At 65.3% G+C, this 20,327-nt stretch carries 21 protein-coding genes; 14 read left to right on the forward strand and 7 right to left on the reverse strand.

Annotation, left to right across the window (positions count from 1 at the left end; all coding sequences use genetic code 11):
• Window positions 1-39: 39 nt before the first annotated feature.
• From tssC to icd, 4 genes are all read right to left on the reverse strand, one after another.
• A complete protein-coding gene (gene tssC, locus BM133_RS08675) occupies window positions 40-1,542 on the reverse strand; it encodes a type VI secretion system contractile sheath large subunit (RefSeq protein WP_093433027.1) in 1,503 nt (500 codons plus the stop codon).
• Between the two features lie 22 nt (window positions 1,543-1,564).
• Window positions 1,565-2,107, reverse strand: coding sequence for a type VI secretion system contractile sheath small subunit (gene tssB, locus BM133_RS08680; protein ID WP_093433028.1), 543 nt, complete (start codon window positions 2,105-2,107; stop codon window positions 1,565-1,567).
• Between the two features lie 61 nt (window positions 2,108-2,168).
• Window positions 2,169-4,877, reverse strand: a complete 2,709-nt coding sequence (tssH, locus tag BM133_RS08685) for a type VI secretion system ATPase TssH (RefSeq protein WP_093433030.1) — start codon at window positions 4,875-4,877, stop codon at window positions 2,169-2,171.
• Window positions 4,878-5,243: 366 nt separating this feature from the next.
• Complete coding sequence (gene icd / locus BM133_RS08690; protein ID WP_093433032.1) at window positions 5,244-6,503, reverse strand: NADP-dependent isocitrate dehydrogenase; 1,260 nt, start codon at window positions 6,501-6,503, stop codon at window positions 5,244-5,246.
• A gap of 218 nt (window positions 6,504-6,721) precedes the next feature.
• Between icd and BM133_RS08695 the strand changes: the two genes are divergently transcribed.
• From BM133_RS08695 to BM133_RS08705, 3 genes are all read left to right on the forward strand, one after another.
• Entirely contained in the window at window positions 6,722-7,045 is a 324-nt protein-coding gene (locus BM133_RS08695; RefSeq protein ID WP_093433033.1) for a cell envelope biogenesis protein TolA, read from the forward strand.
• Between the two features lie 148 nt (window positions 7,046-7,193).
• A complete protein-coding gene (locus BM133_RS08700; RefSeq protein WP_093433035.1) occupies window positions 7,194-7,382 on the forward strand; it encodes a hypothetical protein in 189 nt (62 codons plus the stop codon).
• Window positions 7,383-7,477: 95 nt separating this feature from the next.
• Window positions 7,478-7,942 (forward strand): DUF192 domain-containing protein, encoded by a 465-nt coding sequence (locus tag BM133_RS08705; protein ID WP_093433037.1) that lies wholly within the window; start codon window positions 7,478-7,480, stop codon window positions 7,940-7,942.
• Window positions 7,943-8,010: 68 nt separating this feature from the next.
• Here the strand turns inward: BM133_RS08705 and BM133_RS08710 are convergent, their stop codons facing one another.
• Window positions 8,011-8,592 (reverse strand): superoxide dismutase, encoded by a 582-nt coding sequence (locus tag BM133_RS08710; RefSeq protein ID WP_042578222.1) that lies wholly within the window; start codon window positions 8,590-8,592, stop codon window positions 8,011-8,013.
• Window positions 8,593-8,642: 50 nt separating this feature from the next.
• On the reverse strand, window positions 8,643-9,956 hold the full coding sequence (gene xseA, locus BM133_RS08715) for an exodeoxyribonuclease VII large subunit (protein WP_093433039.1): 1,314 nt from the start codon (window positions 9,954-9,956) through the stop codon (window positions 8,643-8,645).
• A 313-nt stretch (window positions 9,957-10,269) separates the two neighbouring features.
• On the opposite strand from xseA, the gene BM133_RS08720 reads away from it, so the two are divergent.
• From BM133_RS08720 to adk, 6 genes are all read left to right on the forward strand, one after another.
• Window positions 10,270-10,902, forward strand: coding sequence for a MotA/TolQ/ExbB proton channel family protein (locus BM133_RS08720; RefSeq protein ID WP_093433040.1), 633 nt, complete (start codon window positions 10,270-10,272; stop codon window positions 10,900-10,902).
• 11 nt (window positions 10,903-10,913) lie between these two features.
• A complete protein-coding gene (locus BM133_RS08725; protein ID WP_371286331.1) occupies window positions 10,914-11,339 on the forward strand; it encodes an ExbD/TolR family protein in 426 nt (141 codons plus the stop codon).
• Window positions 11,340-12,362: a tetraacyldisaccharide 4'-kinase gene (gene lpxK, locus BM133_RS08730; protein ID WP_093433043.1), complete on the forward strand. Its 1,023-nt coding sequence runs from the start codon at window positions 11,340-11,342 to the stop codon at window positions 12,360-12,362.
• Complete coding sequence (locus tag BM133_RS08735) at window positions 12,343-12,525, forward strand: Trm112 family protein (RefSeq protein ID WP_013541700.1); 183 nt, start codon at window positions 12,343-12,345, stop codon at window positions 12,523-12,525. Before lpxK ends, BM133_RS08735 begins: the two co-directional genes overlap by 20 nt.
• Window positions 12,526-12,533: 8 nt before the next feature.
• Complete coding sequence (gene kdsB, locus BM133_RS08740) at window positions 12,534-13,307, forward strand: 3-deoxy-manno-octulosonate cytidylyltransferase (RefSeq protein WP_093435190.1); 774 nt, start codon at window positions 12,534-12,536, stop codon at window positions 13,305-13,307.
• A 125-nt stretch (window positions 13,308-13,432) separates the two neighbouring features.
• Window positions 13,433-14,089 (forward strand): adenylate kinase, encoded by a 657-nt coding sequence (gene adk, locus BM133_RS08745; RefSeq protein ID WP_093433045.1) that lies wholly within the window; start codon window positions 13,433-13,435, stop codon window positions 14,087-14,089.
• Window positions 14,090-14,114: 25 nt separating this feature from the next.
• Here the strand turns inward: adk and BM133_RS08750 are convergent, their stop codons facing one another.
• Window positions 14,115-15,077, reverse strand: a complete 963-nt coding sequence (locus BM133_RS08750) for an asparaginase (protein WP_093433046.1) — start codon at window positions 15,075-15,077, stop codon at window positions 14,115-14,117.
• A gap of 73 nt (window positions 15,078-15,150) precedes the next feature.
• On the opposite strand from BM133_RS08750, the gene lexA reads away from it, so the two are divergent.
• From lexA to BM133_RS08775, 5 genes are all read left to right on the forward strand, one after another.
• Window positions 15,151-15,834 carry a transcriptional repressor LexA gene (gene lexA, locus BM133_RS08755; protein WP_013541704.1) on the forward strand — a complete coding sequence of 228 codons (684 nt, stop codon included), beginning with the start codon at window positions 15,151-15,153 and terminating at the stop codon, window positions 15,832-15,834.
• A gap of 138 nt (window positions 15,835-15,972) precedes the next feature.
• Window positions 15,973-16,338: a hypothetical protein gene (locus BM133_RS08760; protein ID WP_093433048.1), complete on the forward strand. Its 366-nt coding sequence runs from the start codon at window positions 15,973-15,975 to the stop codon at window positions 16,336-16,338.
• A 99-nt stretch (window positions 16,339-16,437) separates the two neighbouring features.
• Complete coding sequence (locus tag BM133_RS08765; protein WP_093433050.1) at window positions 16,438-17,445, forward strand: D-2-hydroxyacid dehydrogenase family protein; 1,008 nt, start codon at window positions 16,438-16,440, stop codon at window positions 17,443-17,445.
• A gap of 60 nt (window positions 17,446-17,505) precedes the next feature.
• On the forward strand, window positions 17,506-18,663 hold the full coding sequence (locus BM133_RS08770; RefSeq protein WP_093433051.1) for an MFS transporter: 1,158 nt from the start codon (window positions 17,506-17,508) through the stop codon (window positions 18,661-18,663).
• 133 nt (window positions 18,664-18,796) lie between these two features.
• Window positions 18,797-20,317: a 3-hydroxyacyl-CoA dehydrogenase gene (locus tag BM133_RS08775; protein ID WP_093433053.1), complete on the forward strand. Its 1,521-nt coding sequence runs from the start codon at window positions 18,797-18,799 to the stop codon at window positions 20,315-20,317.
• The last annotated feature ends 10 nt before the right edge of the window (window positions 20,318-20,327 follow it).

Genomic DNA, 20,327 nt, shown 5'->3' on the forward strand with positions numbered 1-20,327 from the left:
CTTCATCGAACAATTCGGAATGGATGGAAGCGATGCCGGTCAGGCTGCGTCCTTGAGGGACGGCAATTTCGCAACGAGGCGCAGCGACACGGTCAGCCCTTCGAGCTGGAAGTGCGGGCGCAGGAAGAACTTCGCGCCGTAGTAGCCGGGGTTGCCCTCGATGTCTTCCACCACGACTTCGGCGGCAGCGAGGGGCCTGCGGGCCTTGGTCTCCTGTGACGAGTTGGCGGGATCGGCATCGACGTAATGCATGATCCATTCGTTGAGCCAGCGCTGCATGTCCTCGCGCTCCTTGAACGAGCCGATCTTGTCGCGCACGATGCACTTGAGGTAGTGCGCAAAGCGCGTGCTGGCGAACAGGTATGGCAGCCGGGCCGACAGGTTGGCATTGGCCGTTGCGTCGGGGTCCATGTACTCCTGCGGCTTCTGGACCGATTGCGCGCCGATGAACGCGGCGTGATCGGTGTTCTTGCGATGCACCAGGGGAATCAGGCCCGCCTTGGCGAGTTCGGCTTCCCGGCGGTCCGAGATGGCGATCTCGGTCGGGCACTTCATGTCGAAGCCGCCGTCGTCGGTCGGAAAGGTATGGCACGGCAGGTTCTCCACCGTACCGCCCGACTCCACGCCGCGGATCATCGTGCACCAGCCGTAGAGCTTGAAGCTGCGGTTGATGTTGACGGCCATCGCGTAGGCCGCGTTGCTCCAGACGTAGTTCCGATGGTCCGCGCCTTCGGTTTGCTCTTCGAAATCGAACTCGTCGACCGGGTTGGTCTTTGCCCCATAGGGCAGGCGCGCGAGGAAGCGTGGCATGGCGAGGCCGACGTAGCGCGAGTCCTCGGTGCTGCGCAGCGAATTCCAGGGCGCATGCTCCAGGTTCGAGGTGATCTTCGCCAGGTCGCGAGGGTTCGCAAGTTCCTGCCATGACTCCATGCCGAGCAGCGACGGGGCCGACCCGGCGATGAATGGCGCATGCGAGGCGGCCGATATCTTGGCGATCGCGCCCAGCAACTCGACGTCGGGCGGCGTATGGTCGAAGTAGTAGTCCGCCACGAGGCAGCCGTACGGCTCGCCGCCGAGCTGGCCGTACTCTTCCTCGTAGATGCGCTTGAAGATCGGGCTCTGGTCCCACGCAATGCCCTTGTGGCGGCGAAGCGTGCGACGCACTTCGTCCTTGGACACATCCATGAAGCGAATCTTGAGCTTCTCGTCCGTCTCCGTGTTGTAGACCAGGTGGTGCATGCCGCGCCAGGCCGACTCGACCTTCTGGAACTCGTCCTTGTGCAGCACGAGGTTGATCTGCTCGGACAGCTTGCGATCGATCTCCGCAATGATGGCCTCGATGCTGCTGTAGGCATCGTCGGTCATGGTCGCGGCATTGACGAGCGCCTGCTCGGCCAGGGTGCGCACCGCCGCTTCGACGGCGTCACGGGCCTCTTCGGTCTTGGGCTTGAATTCCTTGTCCAGCAAGGATGCGAAGTCAGAGGGATGGGTGTATTGCGCGGGCGCGGACGCGTCGAGCACGGAATCGCTTGCGATGTTCATGTGAGGTTCCTTGGGGCAGATTTCAGGCCGCCGAGTCGGCGGTCGATGCGTCGCCGAGGTCCGCCGCTCGAGGCTTGGGCGCCTGTACGAGGGACTTCATGAGCGTCGGGTCCTGCAGCAGCTTGTTGACCAGGCCTTCGGCACCGGCCTTGCCATCCATGTAGGTCTGCAGGTTCGCAAGCTGCGTGCGCGCCTCGAGCAGGCGGCTGAGCGGTTCGACCTTGCGGGCCACGGCCGCCGGCGAGAAGTCTTCGATGCTCTCGAAGGTGATGTCGACCATGAGCTGGCCCTGGCCCGACAGCGTGTTGGGCACGGCGAAGGCCACGCGCGGCTGGATCGCCTTCATGCGTTCGTCGAAATTGTCGATTTCGATCTCGAGGAACTTGCGATCGACCACCGGCGGCAATGCCTGGGCGGGCTTGCCGGACAGGTCGGCCAGAACACCCATGACGAAAGGCAGCTCGATCTTTTTCTCCGAGCCGTAGATTTCCACGTCGTATTCGATCTGCACGCGTGGCGCCCTGTTGCGGGCGATGAACTTCTGGCTGCTGTTGTTGTTTGTCATGAAAACTCCCTGATGGAAAACTGAAAGTAGTGGCGCCGGATCAACGCGGCGGCTTGAGGAGTCAGGCGTACTCGATGTGGCAGATGACGACATCTCCTCCTTGCAAGTCCAGACCGGTTGTGCCGCGCAGCTTGGCGTCGACGGATATCCGGGTGATCGTTCGTTTTTCCTGCAAGGCGTTGAGCCAGTGCCGCGACAGAACGGGCAGCAGGTTCTGCTCGATGAAGGCGATCAGGCGGCGAACGCCGGTTTCATGGGTGCCGCATCGCTCGATGATTTCGGCCACCAGGAAAGGCGCATAGCCCAGTTCGATGCCATGCTGCTTTTTCATGCGATGGACCACGCGGTCCAGGTGCAGCGAGACGATGCGGCCCAAGGCCTTTTTGCCCAGCGGCAGATAGGGCACGACGGACAGGCGCCCCAGGAACGCGGCCGGGAATACCCGGCGAAGTGCAGGCTGCAGCGCGTCGCGCAGGACTTCGACTTCAGGCGGCGTCGCAAGGTCTTCGCACAGGCTCTCGATGTTCTCGGCGCCGGTGTTGCTCGTCAGCAGGATCGTGGTGTTCCTGAAGTCGATATGCCGGCCTTCGCCGTCTTCCATCCAGCCCTTGTCGAACACCTGGTAGAAGAGTTCGTGCACATCCGGGTGCGCCTTTTCCACTTCGTCGAGCAGGATCACGCTGTAGGGCCTGCGTCGCACGGCCTCCGTGAGAACGCCGCCCTCTCCATAGCCCACGTAGCCCGGCGGCGAACCCTTCAGGGCAGAGACGGTGTGCGGCTCCTGAAACTCGCTCATGTTGATGGTGATGAGGTTCTGTTCACCGCCATACATCGCCTCCGCCAATGCCAGCGCAGTCTCGGTCTTGCCGACGCCCGAGGGACCGACCAGCAGGAAGACGCCCACCGGCTTGTCGGGATCGGTGAGATGGGCTCGCGACGTACGGATGCGTTCGGCAATCACCGCGAGCGCGTGGCCTTGGCCAATGACTCGTTCATCGAGCATGGATTCGAGCCCGAAGACCGCGGCGACCTCGTCTTGCACCATGCGTCCAACGGGAATCCCCGTCCAGTCCGCAACGATGGCAGCGACCACCGACTCATCGACCTGAGGAAAGACCAGCGGCGCGTCCTGCTGGCGCGACAGGAGTTCTTCTTCGAGGGCCTGCAATCGCGCCGAGGGCCGTTCGCCCTCGGCGCCACTCTCCCTCTCACCCTCACCCTCCTCCCTCTTCCTTGTTCTCAGCGCTTGAATCTGCTGGACCATCGCAAGCTCTTCCTGCCACCGGGCTTCACGCGCCGAGAGTTCATGTTCGGCCGCCACGAGTCGGGAATTTGCGGCTTCGATGCGCTTCGATCGCTTCTCGCTGCCCTGTGAGATCGCGCCCTCTGCCGCCAGCAGTTCAAGTTCCACGTCCAGGGCCGCCATGCGCTGCCGCAGTCGATCGACCACGGCAGGTGGCGTGTGCAACGACATGGCGACGCGTGCGCATGCCGTGTCGAGCAGGCTGATGGCCTTGTCCGGCAACTGGCGCGACGGGATGTAGCGATGGGACAGCGTCACTGCCGCCCGTACCGCCTCGTCCAGCACGGTGACGCCGTGATGCGCGGCAAAGGTGGCAACCAGGCCGCGCACCATCTCGATGGCGGAGGCCTCCCCGGGCTCGGCGACCTGCAGCAGCTGAAAGCGCCGGGTCAGCGCGGGGTCCTTTTCGATATGGCGCTTGTATTCGCTCCACGTGGTCGCGCCGACGGTACGCAAGGTGCCGCGCGCGAGCGCCGGTTTGAGCAGGTTGGCCGCGTCCCCGGTGCCCGCCTGTCCGCCCGCGCCGATCAAGGTGTGCACCTCGTCGATGAAGAGAATGACCGGTCGGCTCGACGTGCTCGCCTCTTCGAGCAGCGATTTGAGGCGGGACTCGAACTCGCCCCGCATGCTGGCACCGGCGAGCAACGCGCCTACGTCGAGGCTGAGCAGGCGGGCATCGCGCAGCGATGGTGGAACCTCGCCGCCGGCGATGGCGAGCGCGAGGCCTTCGACCACAGCCGTCTTGCCAACGCCAGCCTCTCCCGTGAGCAAAGGATTGTTCTGCCGCCGGCGCAGCAGGATGTCGACCATCGTGCGGATCTCGTGTTCGCGGCCGATCACGGGGTCGATCTGTCCGCTACGTGCACGATCCGTCAGGTCGGTGCAGTAGCGAGCCAAGGCCGATTTGCCATCCGGCGACCTGGCGATCGCTTCGCTCGCTTCTCCCGGCATTGCGGGCGACAGGGCCGAGCCGTCGTGCGGCCCTTCACCATCTTCTGGGGAGCCTGCAATGAGTGCAGCGAGAACATCCGCCAGTTGCTCCGCGGGAATTTTCCGGAACGCCGGTGATATGCCAAGGAGCACGCGCCGAAGTTCGGGTGTTTGCACCAGCGCTGCAAGCAGCCAGGCGCCGCGCACGCAGCGGTCGCCGAATTCAAGACTGGACAGCACCCAAGCACGCTCGACGGCCACTTCGACGTGATGGGAAAAATCGCTCAGTGACGTCGCGCCGGAAGGCAATTCCGACAAAGCCGAAGCCAGATCCGTCTCGACCGCCTGCGCATCGACTTGGTAGTGACGGCAGACACGATGCAGGTCGCTGTCATTGAGCTGCCAGAGTTGATGAATCCAGTGCGTCAGTTCGACATATGGATTTCCTCTCAGCTTGGCAAAGGCAGTTGCGGATTCAATACCCCGAAACAGCGTGAGATTGAGCTTGCCGAACAGCGCTCGTCGAGAAATCGCCATTGCGATCTACCGCTTCGCCAACGACGTCAATTGCGCAGCGGCATCACGCATTGCACCGCCGGGCAAAGCACCGGTATTTGCTGTCTTCCTGCCCATTTCACGCTCCCTATGCTTCCTCGAATAGGCGCGATTCTGGGTGTTCGTGCAGGTCTGTGCGGTGCACAGTTTCTACCAATAGTTAAACCCCGAAAGCAGGCAATTGATCTGTGAAATTTCTCCAGGCGCGCGCAATTCCGACAATTTGAAAGTAGTAATTTCTATTGAAAAACTTCTACGCGACCAAGAAAAAAGCCCTCGAATTCCTTTTGGAAATTCGAGGGCTCGATGCGGCGACGCCATAAGACGCCCAAGCGCTTGGCGAATTGATTACATATGCTCGATCATGACCTGCCCGAAGCCCGAGCAGCTCACCTGCGTCGCGCCTTCCATCAGGCGCGCGAAGTCATAGGTCACCCGCTTGCTGGCAATCGACTTCTTCATCGCGCTGATGATCAGGTCGGCCGCTTCGGTCCAGCCCATGTGGCGCAGCATCATTTCGGCCGAGAGGATCTCGGAGCCGGGGTTCACGTAGTCCTTGCCGGCGTACTTGGGCGCCGTGCCGTGCGTGGCTTCGAACATCGCGACGGTGTCGCTCAGGTTCGCGCCCGGGGCGATGCCGATGCCGCCGACCTGCGCGGCCAGCGCGTCGGACACGTAGTCGCCGTTGAGGTTCAGCGTGGCGATCACGCTGTACTCGGCGGGACGCAACAGGATCTGCTGCAGGAACGCGTCGGCGATGCTGTCCTTGACGGTGATTTCCTTGCCCGTCTTCGGGTTCTTGAACTTCATCCACGGGCCGCCGTCGATCAGTTCGGCGCCGAATTCCTTGGCAGCCAGGTTGTAGGCCCAGTCGCGGAAGCCACCTTCGGTGAACTTCATGATGTTGCCCTTGTGCACGATGGTCACGCTGGGCTTGTCGTTGTCGATGGCGTACTGGAAGGCCTTGCGCACGAGGCGCTCGGTGCCTTCGATCGACACGGGCTTCACGCCGATGCCGGAGGTGTTGGGGAAGCGGATCTTCTTCACGCCGAGCTCGTCCTGCAGGAACTTGATGAGCTTCCTGGCCTTGTCGCTTTCGGCTTCGAATTCGATGCCGGCGTAGATGTCTTCCGAGTTCTCGCGAAAGATCACCATGTTGGTCTTGTGCGGCTCGCGCACCGGGCTGGGCACGCCTTCGAAATACTGGATGGGGCGCAGGCACACGTAGAGGTCGAGTTCCTGGCGCAGCGCAACGTTCAGCGAGCGGATGCCGCCGCCGACGGGCGTGGTGAGCGGGCCCTTGATGGACACCACGTAGTCGCGCACGGCATGCAGGGTTTCCTCGGGGAGCCAGACGTCGGGGCCGTACACCTTGGTCGACTTCTCGCCGGCATAGACCTCCATCCAGTGGATCTTCTTCTTGCCGCCGTAGGCCTTGGACACCGCAGCATCCACCACCTTGAGCATCACCGGGGTGATGTCCAGCCCCGTCCCGTCGCCTTCGATGAAAGGGATGATCGGCTGATCGGGCACATTCAGCGAGCTGTCGGCATTGACCGTGATCTTCTGGCCTTCGGCCGGGACTTTGATGTGCTGATAGCTGGGCATGAGGGCGAAGGCTCCGGGAGTGATGTAATTTTGACGAGTGTCAGCGAATTCAGACAGCGAGGGGGTTTCGCTGTACAACCGGCTAACAAATCGCTGTACATTTTAGACGCTGCCCATCAGCTGGCGTTTGTCAACCATGGGGCCAATGGGCTCGTTAGTGGCTGACCTTCTGCTCGCCGGGAGGCGTTTCCAACCAATTCTCGATAGAGGAATCTTCAATGAGCAAAATTCTCGCAGTCATGATCGCTGGTCTGTTCGCAGCTGGCGCCTATGCCCAAAACCCGGCCGGCACCACGCCCGAACAAGGGAACGCAACCAACAGCAAGTCGCAAGCACGTGCTGAAGCCAAGAAGGATGCCAAGCCCGCTGGTCAAGTGGCCGCTCCCGCTGGCGACATCGCCAAGACGCCCGAAGGCGGCGCTGTCGGTACCGACAAGGCTGCAGCCTCTGGCGAAAAGCGCGCTGAAACGCGCGACCAACGTCGTCGCAACAAGGACGGCAGCGTCAAGCGCAAGTCGACCCAAGGCGGCACGCCCAAGTAATTTGGCGTCCCCTGAAAAAAGCGCTCCTCGGGGCGCTTTTTTTTCGCCCGGCGCAACCAAAGTGCTGTCAACCGCCTTCGATGGGCTCCGTTGAATGTGGACCTTCCACAGGGAGGTGGTCCAAATCAACAATCTCAAAGGATTTCTCATGAACAAGCTGCTCGCAGCCCTGATCGCCGGTCTCTTCGCTGCCGGTGCATTTGCTCAAACCGCTGAACCCGCAACCGCCGCCCCGGCCGCACCTGCCGTTCACAAGGCCAAGGCCAAGCACGCAGTCAAGAAGCACAAGGTTCGCCACGTGGCCAAGGCCCACACGGCCACCGCCAAGAAGGTGTAAGCTTTCAAGCTCACCCGGCAATGCCCGCATCAGCGGGCATTTTTATTGGTTACGGGCCGGGCCTTTTGCGGCCCCCGCCCTGAAAGAGTTGTCCGATGTTTCAGCGTTTAGCCGCCCTGCTCCTGCTGTCCGCCTCGTTCGTGATGCCGACGCATGCGCAATCACAGCAGCAACCCCAGACCGACCTCGCACGCACGCAGTTGTCGGTCGGCCTCTACAAGATAGACACCCAGATCGCCCAGACGCCCCAGCAACGTGAAATCGGCCTGATGTTCCGCAAGACCATGCCGCAGGCCGAGGGCATGATCTTCGTGTTCGAGCAGCCCGCCACGCAGTGCTTCTGGATGCGCAACACCCTGCTGCCGCTGACTGCCGCCTTCGTGGCCGACGACGGCCGCATCGTCAACCTGGTCGACATGCAGCCGCTGACCGAGAACTCGCACTGCTCCGAAGAGCCGGTGCGCTATGTGCTCGAGATGAACCAGGGCTGGTTCGCCAAGAAGAACATCAAGAAGGGCGCCAAGCTAGGCGGCGAACTGTTCTCAGCCGCCAAGCGTTGAGTTTCTGCTGGCTGTAGCCCACAAAAAAGCCGACCCGAGGGTCGGCTTTTTTCATGCGGGAAATGGCTTCAGCCGAAGTTCTTCGCGACGAAGTCCCAGTTCACCAGCTTGGCCAGGAAGGTCTCGACGAACTTCGGGCGCAGGTTGCGGTAGTCGATGTAGTAGGCGTGTTCCCAGACGTCGACGGTCAGCAGTGCGGTGTCTGCGGTCGTCAGCGGCGTGCCGGCCGCGCCGGTGTTCACGATGTCCACCGAGCCATCGGCCTTCTTCACGAGCCACGTCCAGCCCGAACCGAAGTTGCCGACAGCCGACTTCACGAAGGCTTCCTTGAAGGCGTCGTAGCTGCCCCACTTGGCATCGATGGCCTTGGCCAGCGCGCCGGTCGGTGCACCGCCGCCCTGGGGCTTCATGCAGTTCCAGAAGAAGGTGTGGTTCCAGATCTGGGCGGCGTTGTTGTAGATGCCGCCGCTGGCTTTCTTGATGATTTCTTCCAGCGTGAGGGCTTCGAACTCGGTGCCCTTTTGCAGGTTGTTGAGGTTCACGACGTAGGCGTTGTGATGCTTGCCGTAGTGGTACTCGAGGGTTTCCTTCGAATACTCGGGTGCCAGCGCGTCGAGTGCGTATGGCAGGGGTGGGAGCACATGTTCCATGGTTTTTTCTCGTGGGTTGGTTGTGGGGAATGGAGGATTCTAGGAAGTAATCATCGAGGCGGCGTCGGACGCGTTCCCGTCGCGCCGCCGGGCGTCACGGTCATGTCGACCTCGCCGTCCGCGAGCCGCGCGACCACCGCGTCGCCTGCATTCAGGTTCTTCGCGCTGACGATGGCTCGGCCATCCGCGCCGGTGAGCCAGGCGTAGCCGCGCTGCAGGACGAGCGCCGGGTCGAGCAGCCGCAGGCGCATCGCCACGCGCTCCAGGCGTTCGCGCCGCTGTACGAGTGCGCGATCGAACTTCGCCGGAAGATCGGCTGCAATCGACCGCGGCACCTGCGCCAGGCGCTCCCGTCTCGCCAGCACCGCAAAGTGCAGGCGCTGCGCATGGTGCGCCAGGCGAAGCTGCTGGCGTGCCACCAGGTTCGATGGCCGGCCGAGACGGCCCGCCGCTTGATCCAGCCGCTGTCCCAACACGTCCAGGCGCGCGCCCAGCGCATCGCCGAGCCGCTCGTCGAGCAGGTCGAGCGCCCCGAGCCACAGGTCGCGCGGCGCGCTGACGAGCTCGGCGGCCGCCGTGGGCGTGGGTGCACGCAGGTCGGCGCAGAAGTCGGCGATGGTGAAGTCGGTTTCGTGCCCGACACCGCTCACCACCGGGACCGGGCTCTGCACGATGGTCCGCGCCAGGGTTTCGTCGTTGAAGGCCCACAGGTCTTCGATCGACCCACCACCACGCACCAGCAGGATCACATCGACAGCCGGCTCCATCGCGTAAAGCGATTGCAGCGCTCGCACCAGTTCGGCCGGCGCATTGGCGCCTTGCACGGCCGCCGGCGCCAAGACCACGGGGATGTGCGGCACGCGCCGCCGCAGCGCGGTGACAACGTCGTGCAGCGCCGCAGCCCCCAGGGAGGTGACGACACCCACCGCGCGCGGCATGGTGGGCAGCGCACGCTTGCGCGCCGGATCGAACAGCCCTTCGGCTTCGAGGCGCGCCTTGCGTTGCAGGAACTGTTCGAACAGCGCGCCCTGGCCGGCACGCCTGAGGCTTTCGACGACCAGTTGCAGGTCGCCGCGCGGCTCGTAGACCGCAAGCCGGCCGCGGACCTCCACCTGGTCGCCGTCGCGCGGCGAGAAATCGAGCAGTCCGGCGGCGCGGCGGAACATGGCGCAGCGCAGCTGGCCGGACTCGTCCTTGAGCGAGAAGTAACAATGTCCACTCGACGCGCGTGAAAAACCAGAAATCTCGCCGCGCACGGCCACCGGATTGAAGCGCGCGTCCAGCGTGTCGGCCACCGCCCGGCACAGCGCGCCGACAGCCCAGATGCGCGGCCCGGGCGCGGAATTCGTTTCACGCAAGTTCACAAAGCATGCGAGCGGCCGAAAGCCACTCTTCCACAACAGGCCCGGCGTCCCCTGCCCAAGGCCCCCCATGCGGGGCAGGCGCACGGTTTCTCGTGCAAGTGGTTGATTTCATTCAAAAAAGTACTGCTCAAAATTCAATCGATCTAGCGGAAAGGCCCGCCCGTGCGGGTTCGGACGTGTTGCGAAGCAGGTTAATCACAAAGTTATCCACAGAATCTGTGCGTCCTTGCCGACACGCAAACAAGCCACATACCGATGGTGGGCTCGGTGGATAATCGCCGCGCATTTGCAGTCTACGGGCCGGAGGATTTTCTTGTTTTCCATCATTGTTGCTGCGGGTTGGCCTATCTGGCCGCTGCTCGCTTGTTCGGTTATTGCGCTCGCGCTGGTTATAGAACGTTTCACGAGTCTGAAGACCGTGAAAGTATTGCCGCCGAAATTGCTCGACGAAACCATCACCGTCTCGCGCGGGTCCGTTCCCGGACCGGACATCGTGACCAAACTCGAACGCAACTCGATGCTCGGCCAGGTGCTGGCCGCGGGCCTGCGGGCGCTCAACGCCAACCCGCGCTGCACCGAGGACGACCTTCGCGCCGCCATGGAGGCCTCGGGCCGCACCATCGCGCACAAGCTGGAGCGCTACCTGCCGGCACTGGCCACCATCGCTTCGGCCGCGCCGCTGCTGGGTCTCCTGGGCACGGTGATCGGCATGATCGAGATCTTCGGCTCGCAGTCGCCCGGAAGCGGCGCTGTCGGCTCGGGCAACCCGGCGCAGCTGGCGCACGGCATTTCGATCGCGCTGTACAACACGGCGTTCGGGCTGATCGTGGCGATTCCGACGCTGATCTTCTGGCGCTACTTCCGCAGCCGCGTGGACGAATACCTGCTGAACCTCGAACTCTCGGGTGAACGGTTCGCCCGCCACCTGAACGCGCTGCGCAAATGAGCCGAGCGCGCATGCAGTTTCGCCACGGCGCGCGCGACGAGCCGGAGATCAACCTGATCCCGTTCATCGACGTGCTGCTGGTCGTCCTGATCTTCCTGATGCTGTCGACCACGTACAGCAAGTTCACCGAGATGCAGCTGCGGCTGCCGACGGCGGACGTGGACGCGCAGCGCGACTATCCGAAGGAAGTGATCGTGACGGTCTCTGCCGACGGCCGCTACACGGTCAACAAGGCCCCGGTGGCGGACCGCAACGTGAACACCGTGGCCGCTGCACTCGGCGCTGCGGCCACGGGCGGCAAGGACAGCGTGGTGATCATCAGCGCCGACGCGAGCAGCCCGCACCAGGCCGTCGTCACGGTGATGGAAGCCGCGCGCCGCGCCGGCCTGATGCAGATCACATTCGCCGCCCAGTCGACGGCGCAAGCCGGGCACTGAGTGCCAGCCAAGGGCCGCAGCAGCACGGGCGCATCCGCCTCGCGGCTGCAGGACGCCTGGCTGCATCGCGGCCTGCTGGCCTGCCTGCTGTGGCCGCTCTCGCTGCTCTACGGCGCGCTCTTCGCGCTGCGTGGCTGGTTCCATCGCCTCGGGTGGCTGCGGACCGAGCGCGTGCCTGTTCCCGTGATCGTCGTCGGCAACGTGATTGCGGGCGGCGCGGGCAAGACGCCTGTCGTGATGGCCATCGTCCGGCATCTGCAGGCCCGGGGACTCCAGGTCGGCGTGGTGTCGCGCGGCTATGGCCGACGCACCGACGATTGCCGCGAGGTGCTCGACGGCAGCGATCCTCGGGATGTCGGTGACGAGCCGGCGCTGATTCGCCATGCCACGGGCGCCCCGGTTTTCGTCGCGCGACGACGCATCGAGGCCGCGCGCGCCCTGCTGGAGCGGCATCCGGCCACGCAGGCGATCGTGAGCGACGACGGCCTGCAACACTTGGCACTGGCCCGCGACATCGAGATCTGCGTGTTCGACGACCGCGGCATCGGCAATGGCTGGCTGCTGCCCGCCGGCCTGTTGCGCGAGCCCTGGCCGCGCCGTTGCGACCTGGTGCTCCACAGCGGCGAGCGGCCCGCCTTTGCCGGTGGCTATACCGCCACCCGTAGCCTTGCGCAGGATGCGGTGGGGAGCGACGGAAGGCGTGTTCCTCTGGAGACCCTCGCGGGCAAGCCGCTGATCGCGCTGGCGGCCATCGCACGGCCCGAGGGATTCTTCGAGATGCTGCGCGCGCGGGGACTCACGCTCACCGAGACCATCGCATTGCCCGACCATCATGATTTCGACGCATGGCAGCGACCGTCCGGCAGCGAATACACCCTGCTCTGCACCGAGAAAGATGCGGTCAAGCTGTGGCGCAAGGCGCCCGATGCGCTGGCCGTGCCGCTGCACTTCGTGCCCGCTCCGGAATTCTTCGCCGCGCTCGACGCAAAGCTATCATCGCCCGATGGATACCAAGCTGCTTGAACTGCTCGTCTGCCCCGTGACCAAGGGCCCCCTGACCTGGAACGCCGAGAAGCAGGAGTTGTGCTCCCGCAGCGCCCGCCTGGCTTACCCGGTGCGCGACGGCATCCCGGTGCTGCTGGAGAACGAGGCGCGCACGCTGTCCGACGAAGAGCTGGGTCTGTGACCGGGCCCGTGCGCTTCACCGTCCTGGTGCCGGCACGCCTGGCCTCCACGCGGCTGCCCAACAAACCCCTGGCCGATATCGCGGGACTTCCGATGGTCGTGCGCGTGGCGCAGCGGGCCGGCGAATCGGGCGCAACGCGCGTTGTCGTGGCCGGGGACGATGCATCCATCGTTTCGGCCTGCAAGGCGCACGGCGTCGAAGCCATCCTCACCCGCCAGGACCATCCGAGCGGCACCGACCGGCTGGCCGAAGCGTGCGAGCAACTGGGCCTCGACGGCGACGAGATCGTCGTCAACGTACAGGGCGACGAACCGCTGATCGACCCCGAACTGATTGATGCCGTGGCCGCCGCGCTGGCCCTTCACCCCGAGGCGGCGATGAGCACCGCGGCCCACGCGATCGACTCGGTGAGCGATTTCATGAACCCGAACGTGGTGAAGGCGGTGCTCGACGCGGAGGGCAACGCGCTCTACTTCAGCCGCGCGCCGATCCCCTGGTGGCGCGATGGCTCGGCCGGCGGTGTTGCGCCGACGGTGTTGCCGAGCCCTGCGCCGCTGCGCCACATCGGCATCTACGGCTACCGCGCGGGCTTCGTGCGCAAATTTCCGTCGCTGCCAGCGGCCCCCGTCGAAGCCACCGAAGCGCTCGAACAATTGCGCGCCCTGTGGCATGGGCATCGCATCGCGGTGCACGTGAGCCACGTTGCGCCCGGCCCGGGCATCGACACCCCCGAAGATCTGGCGCGCGTGCGCGCGGTCTTCGCCGCCCGGCCGCCCCTCTAAGAACGTGCGCCACGGAGGGAATTCCCTACGGGGACGCATGCTATCCTCGACGTGAAATCCGCCTTGCCCAGCCCTCGGGCCGACGCTTGGCGTGACACAAAATCTAAGAACCGTCCGAGGACACCATGAGACTAATTTTGCTGGGCGCGCCCGGGGCGGGCAAAGGCACGCAAGCGGCCTTCATCTGCCAGAAATACGGCATCCCCCAAATCTCGACCGGCGACATGCTGCGTGCCGCCGTCAAGGCCGGCACGCCGCTCGGACTGCAGGCCAAGGCCGTCATGGACGCGGGCGCTCTGGTGAGCGACGACCTGATCATCAACCTCGTGAAAGAGCGCATCGCCCAGCCCGACTGCGCCGGCGGTTTTCTGTTCGACGGTTTCCCGCGCACCATTCCGCAGGCCGATGCCATGAAGGCCGCGGGCGTCAAGCTCGACTACGTGCTCGAGATCGACGTGCCCTTCGGCGACATCATCGAACGCATGAGCGGCCGCCGCTCGCACCCGGCGTCGGGCCGTACCTACCACGTCAAGTTCAACCCGCCCAAGATCGAAGGCAAGGACGACGTGACCGGCGAGGACCTGATCCAGCGCGAAGACGACAAGGAAGAAACCGTGGGCAAGCGGCTGGACGTGTACAGCCAGCAGACGCGTCCGCTGGTCGACTACTACTCGGCCTGGGCCAAGGCCGATCCGGCCGCCGCGCCGAAGTACCGCGCCATCAAGGGCGTCGGCACGGTCGACGAGATCACGCAACGTGCCCTGGCGGCATTGAGCAGCTGACCCCCGCTGCCCTTCGACAGGGCGGCTATTTCCCCAGCAGTTCCAGCATCAGCGCGATGCGCGCCTTCACCGGCGTGAGCGCGCCTGCGTCCCGCAGTGGGTCATCGGGCTTCGGCAGGATGCGTCCGCTGCTGCAACGCGTGGCACGCAGCACGGCAATGCCGGCGTCCTGCGCCTTGAGCGCAGCGACTTCCAGCGCGTGGTGCACGGTGCCGTTGCCGGTGGTGGCCAGGACCAGCCCGCGGACAGGCTCCTCTGCGCCTTCCCGAAGAAGCGCATCGATGATTGCGCCGCTCGCGCCGGCGTGACTCATGACGATCTCCACCCGGGGCCAGGGCCCTGGCGCACTCAGCGCCTTCGACGATTGCGATGACGGCGCGGCCGGCCACGCCCTCAGACGTCGCACCGCGCCCTCTTCCACATAGCCGATCGGCCCCGCATCGCCGGATGCGAAGGCATCGAGCCGGTAGGTGTGCACCTTCTGCACATCCAACCCGCCGTGAATCGTGCCGGCACACACCGCCGTCACGCCCTGCGCATCCGCCGTTGCCGCGACCGCGATGGCGTCACGCACGTTCTGCGGTCCGTCCGGCGAAAGCGCCGTGGCCGGGCGCATCGCACACGTCAGCACCACGGGTTTCGCCGGTGCCAGCACCGAGTGAAGAAAGAATGCGGTCTCTTCGAGCGTGTCGGTGCCATGGGTGATCACCACCCCGGCCACATCGGGTCGCGCCAGCCAATGCTCGCAACGCTGCGCGAGCTTCTGCCAGATGTCGAACGCCATGTCCTTGCTGTCGACCTGTGCCACCTGCTCCGCAATCAACTCGATGCCCCCGGGCGCCTCGATGCCGCCCAGCAGGTCCGCCACATCCACCTGCCCGGCGGTGTAGCCGATGTTGTCGCCGCTGCTGGATGCCTTTCCAGCGATGGTCCCGCCAGTGCCCAAAACCACCACGCGACGCACTTCAGGCAAATGGGAATTGGCCATGACTTGTCAACTTCCAAAAACTGGTTAAAAATACAGGTACTGGATATCTAGCCAGTGCCGCAAGGAACCACATATGCAGTTCGCCGTGAAGCTTACCGCCCGCCAGCAGCAGATCCTCGACTTGATCCAGAGCGCCATCGCGCGCACTGGTGCGCCGCCCACCCGCGCCGAAATCGCCAACGAGCTGGGGTTCAAGTCGGCCAACGCCGCCGAAGAGCACCTGCAGGCGCTGGCACGCAAGGGCGTGATCGAGCTCGTCAGCGGCACCTCCCGCGGCATCCGCCTCAAGGGCGATGCGCTGCGTTCGCTCAATGAAACGCGCCATCGCGAAGGCGGCCAGTTCTCGCTCTCGCTGCCCGGCATGGCGCAGCTGGCGCTGCCGCTCATCGGCCGCGTCGCGGCGGGCTCGCCCATCCTGGCGCAAGAGCACGTCGACCAGACCTACTACGTCGAGAACACGCTCTTCCAGCGCCAGCCCGACTACCTGCTCAAGGTACGCGGCATGTCGATGCGCGACGCCGGCATCATGGACGGCGACCTGCTCGCCGTGCAAGCCACCAAGGAAGCGCGCAACGGCCAGATCGTGGTCGCGCGCCTGGGCGACGAAGTCACCGTCAAGCGCCTGAAGCGCAACAAGCAGGTGATCGAGCTGCACGCCGAGAACCCCGACTATCCGACCATCATCGTGCAGCCCGGCGAGCCCTTCGAAATCGAAGGCCTCGCGGTCGGCCTCATCCGCAACACCATGCTGATGTAGGCCTCGCGGCCTGCTTGCAGCAGCACCCCATCCGGCCGCAACAGGTGGCGGGCGTATGGCGCAAAGTCGCCATCACCCTGTCGCGGCCGATTCAAGAAATCCTGCCTGTGTTCAACCTCAGACTTTTTTGGAGTTCACATGGGAATCGCCCTCCTCGCCATCACTGATTTCTGGATGCCGCTGCAATCGCTCGCAAGCCGCTTGATGCCCGCCCGCCGAACCCGTCACCGGGACAGCGGCGACACTGCAGCCGGACTGCGCTATGTGGCCGTGCGCCCCGCCTGCACCACGCGCACCGCGCCTGCCCCGACCGCAACCGCCGCAGCGGTTGCACGCCCGCTGCGCGTGGTTCGCGTCGTCGATGAAAAGGGCCAGCACCGCGGCACCAGCCGTATGGTGATCTCGGGCCGCATGGCCGATGTCTGCGCGGAGCTCGACCGGCTGGCCGCGCTCGAGGCGGCGGAAACCATGGGCTCGGCGCCCCGCTCCACCCGCCTGCACTGAGACATTTCCCCCGAAGAACCGCTCCAGAAGCGCTCCGGGGTGGGTATCCAAACGTTCACTGGCACGACATCCCAATGCTGCGAGGCACAATGGCACGCCATGAACATTGTGATCCTCGACGATTACCAGGACGCCGTGCGCAAGCTGCGCTGCGCCGCCAAGCTGGACGCGTACGCGGCCAAGGTCTACACCAACACGGTCAAGGGCATCGGGCAACTGTCGGTGCGCCTCAAGGACGCCGATGTGATCGTGCTGATCCGCGAGCGCTCCCAGATCTCGCGGCAACTGATCGAAAAGCTGCCCAAGCTCAAGCTGATTTCCCAGACCGGCCGGGTCGGCGGCCACATCGACGTCAATGCCTGCACCGAGCGCGGTGTCGCAGTGGCCGAGGGCAGCGGCTCCCCGCAAGCCCCCGCCGAACTCACGTGGGCGCTGATCATGGCCGCCATGCGCAGGTTGCCGCAGTACATCAGCAATCTCAAGCACGGCGCCTGGCAGCAATCGGGCCTCAAGTCGGCTTCGATGCCGCCCAATTTCGGGCTGGGCTCGGTGCTCAAGGGCAAGACGCTCTGCATCTGGGGCTATGGCCGCATCGGCCAGCTGGTCGCGCGCTACGGGCAGGCCTTCGGCATGCAGGTGGTGATCTGGGGCCGCGAGGCGAGCTGCGCCAAGGCGCGCTCCGACGGCTTCCAGGTTGCGCAGAACCGCCACGAGTTCTTCGCCGCGGCCGATGTGCTGTCGGTGCACCTGCGGCTCAACGAGGAAACCAGCGGGCTCGTCACGCTCGAAGACCTCTCGCGCATGAAGCCGACGGCGCTCTTCGTCAACACCTCGCGCGCCGAACTGGTCGAATCCGATGCCCTGCTCGCCGCGCTCAATCGCGGACGCCCGGGCCTCGCGGCCATCGACGTGTTCGAGAGCGAACCACCGCTGCAGGGCCACGCGCTCCTGCGCCTGGAGAACTGCATCTGCACGCCGCATATCGGCTACGTGGAGCAGGACAGCTACGAAAGCTATTTCGGGCAGGCTTTCGACAACGTCGTGAGCTTCATCAAGGGCAACCCCACCAACATCGTGAATCCCGGCGCGCTGCAGGTCCGCCGGTGAGTTCATGAGCCGCCGGGCCGCCCCAAGGCGGATACCGCAGCCGAAGGCAGAGGTCGCTCAGTGACCCGGCCTGCGCCCCAAGGCGCGCTCTGGGCGCTGCTGGCCGGCAATTTCGTGATCGGCACCGGCGTGATGGTGGTGCCCGGCACGCTCAACGAGATCAGTGCCTCGCTTTCTGTCACCGCTGCGACGGCGGGCCAGTTGATCACTGCCGCCGCGGTCGTGATGTGCCTCGGCGCACCGCTCCTGGCCGCCCTGGTCGCGGGCTGGGACCGTCGCCAACTCCTGGCCCTCACGCTCCTCTGGTACGCCGCCGGACACGCCCTCTGCGCGCTCATGCCGAGCTTCGGCGCCCTGCTGCCCGTGCGCATGCTCACGGTGATCGGGCCTGCGATCTTCACGCCGCAGGCGGCGGCCTGCGCTGGCCTGCTGGTGCCGCCGGAACACCGCGGGCGCGCCGTCACCTTCGTCTTTCTCGGCTGGTCGATGGCTTCGGTGCTGGGCCTGCCGATCGGCGCGCTGATCGGCGGCCACCTGGGCTGGCGCATGGCCTTCATGGCCATCGCGATGCTCAGCGTCGTGAGTGCCGCCTCGATCTGGCTCACGCTGCCCACCGGCATCCGCCCCGCCGCGCTCACGGCCGCCGCGTGGTCGCGCGTGCTGCGCAGCCCGGTGCTGATGGGCATCGTGTCGGTCACGGCGCTGCAGGGCTCGGGGCAGTTCGTGCTGTTCAGCTATTTCGGGCCCGTCCTCAAGCAGAGCTTCGGCGCGGACGCCAACACGCTGAGCCTGATGTGGGCGCTGTTCGGTGCCTTCGGGCTGGTCGGCAACATGGTGGTCAGCCGCTACATCGACCGCATCGGCGCGGGCCGCATGGTGCTGCTGACGAGTTCGCTGATCGCGCTGAGCCTGCTGCTGTGGCCGTTCGCGAGCACGCTCGCCTGGCTCGCGGTGGTGATCGTGCCCTGGGGCCTGGGCTGCTTCGCCACCAACTCGGCGCAGCAGGCGCGGCTGGTGGGGCTGGCACCCGCGCTCGCACCGGGCTCCGTGGCACTCAACAGCTCGGGCATCTATATCGGCCAGGCCGTCGGCGCTGGGCTCGGCGGCTGGCTGCTGGCCAACGACGCGGCGCCCTGGATGAGCCGGGTCGGCCTTGCGCTGCTGCTGATGGCCATTGCCCTCAGCGTGGCCATCGACCGCAGCCGTCGCGCGGCCTGAAAACCGCGGCCCCGCGTAAGACCCGGGACGCATCGCCCGCGCGGGATTGCAGAATCGGAGCTTGCGGGCGCTCTTGCGCCCCCACCTGCGCGGCAGGTCCGGATATCACTCAACCAGCGAAAATCTTCATCAAATGACAGTGAATTACAAAAGGATCGGGCTCATCGGCGCCGGCGCCATGGGTCGCGGGATCGCACAGATCGCCGCACAGGCCGGCAGCGAGGTGCTGCTTCTGGACAGCTTTGCAGGTGCTGCCGAACGCGGACGCGAAGCCCTCATCGCCCAATGGAACAAGCTGCACGAAAAAGGCAAGCTCGACGCCGCGGCCCGCGATGCGCAGATCGCGCGCGTGCAGGCCATCGACTCGATCCAGGCGCTGGCCGGCTGCGACCTCGTCATCGAGGCCGTGATCGAAGACCTCGAAGTCAAGCGCAAGCTCTTCCGCGAGATCGAGACCGTGGTGGCCCCGACGGCCACGCTGGTCACCAACACCTCGTCGCTCTCGGTCACGGCCATCGCGGCCGGGCTCTCGCATCCGGAGCGCTTCGCGGGTTTTCACTTCTTCAACCCCGTGCCGCTGATGAAGGTGGTCGAGGTGGTGGCGGGCTTCAAGACCGCGCCCGAGGTCTGCAAGCAGCTGGCCGGCTACGCGGTGCAGATGGGCCACAGCGCGGTGCAGGCGCAGGACACGCCCGGCTTCATCGTCAACCACGCGGGCCGCGGCTACGGCACCGAAGCGCTGCGCATCGTCGGCGAAGGCGTGACCGATTTCGTGACCATCGACCGTATCCTGAAGGACCAGGCGGGCTTTCGCCTCGGCCCATTCGAGCTGCTGGACCTCACGGCGCTCGACGTGTCGCACCCGGTGATGGAATCGATCTACCACCAGTACTTCGAGGAGCCGCGCTTTCGCCCGAGCGTGATCACCGCGCAGCGCCTGGCCGCCGGCGCGCTCGGCCGCAAGACCAACGAAGGCTTCTACCGCTACACCGACGGCGTGATGCAGCAGACGCCAGAGGCCCCTGCACCCGTGGTCGATGGCACGCCCTCGGTCTGGGTATCGCCGCGCGCCGCGCGCCGTGCCGAGCTGCTGCGCCTGATCAACACGCTGGGCGCGCAGATCGACAGCGGCGCCACCGCCGCACCGCACTCGCTGATCCTCGTGGCCCCGCTGGGCTTCGACGTGACCACGGTTGCGGCTGTGGAGCGCCTGGACGCCACGCGCACCGTCGGCATCGACATGCTGATCGACGACGCTGCCACCAAGCGTCGCGTGCTCGCGACCAATCCGGCCACCCGTCGCGACATCCGCGATGCCGCGCACGCCCTCTTCGCGCGCGACGGCAAGGCCGTGAGCGTGATCCGCGACAGCGGCGGCTTCGTCACGCAGCGCGTGATCGGCACCATCGTCAACATCGCCACCGACATGTGCCAGCAGCGCGTGTGCTCGCCGGCCGACCTGGAAACCGCGGTGCAACTGGGCCTGGGCTATCCGCGCGGCCCGCTGGCCATGGGCAATCTCTATGGCCCGACCAACATGCTCGAAGTGCTGTTCAACCTGCAGACCGTCTACGGCGACCCGCGCTATCGCCCGAGCCCGTGGCTGCGCCGCCGCGGCGCGCTGGGCCTGAGCCTCTTGCACGAAGAAGAATAAATAAACAACA

Source organism: Variovorax sp. 770b2, assembly GCF_900115685.1.
Taxonomy (GTDB): Bacteria; Pseudomonadota; Gammaproteobacteria; order Burkholderiales; family Burkholderiaceae_C; genus Variovorax.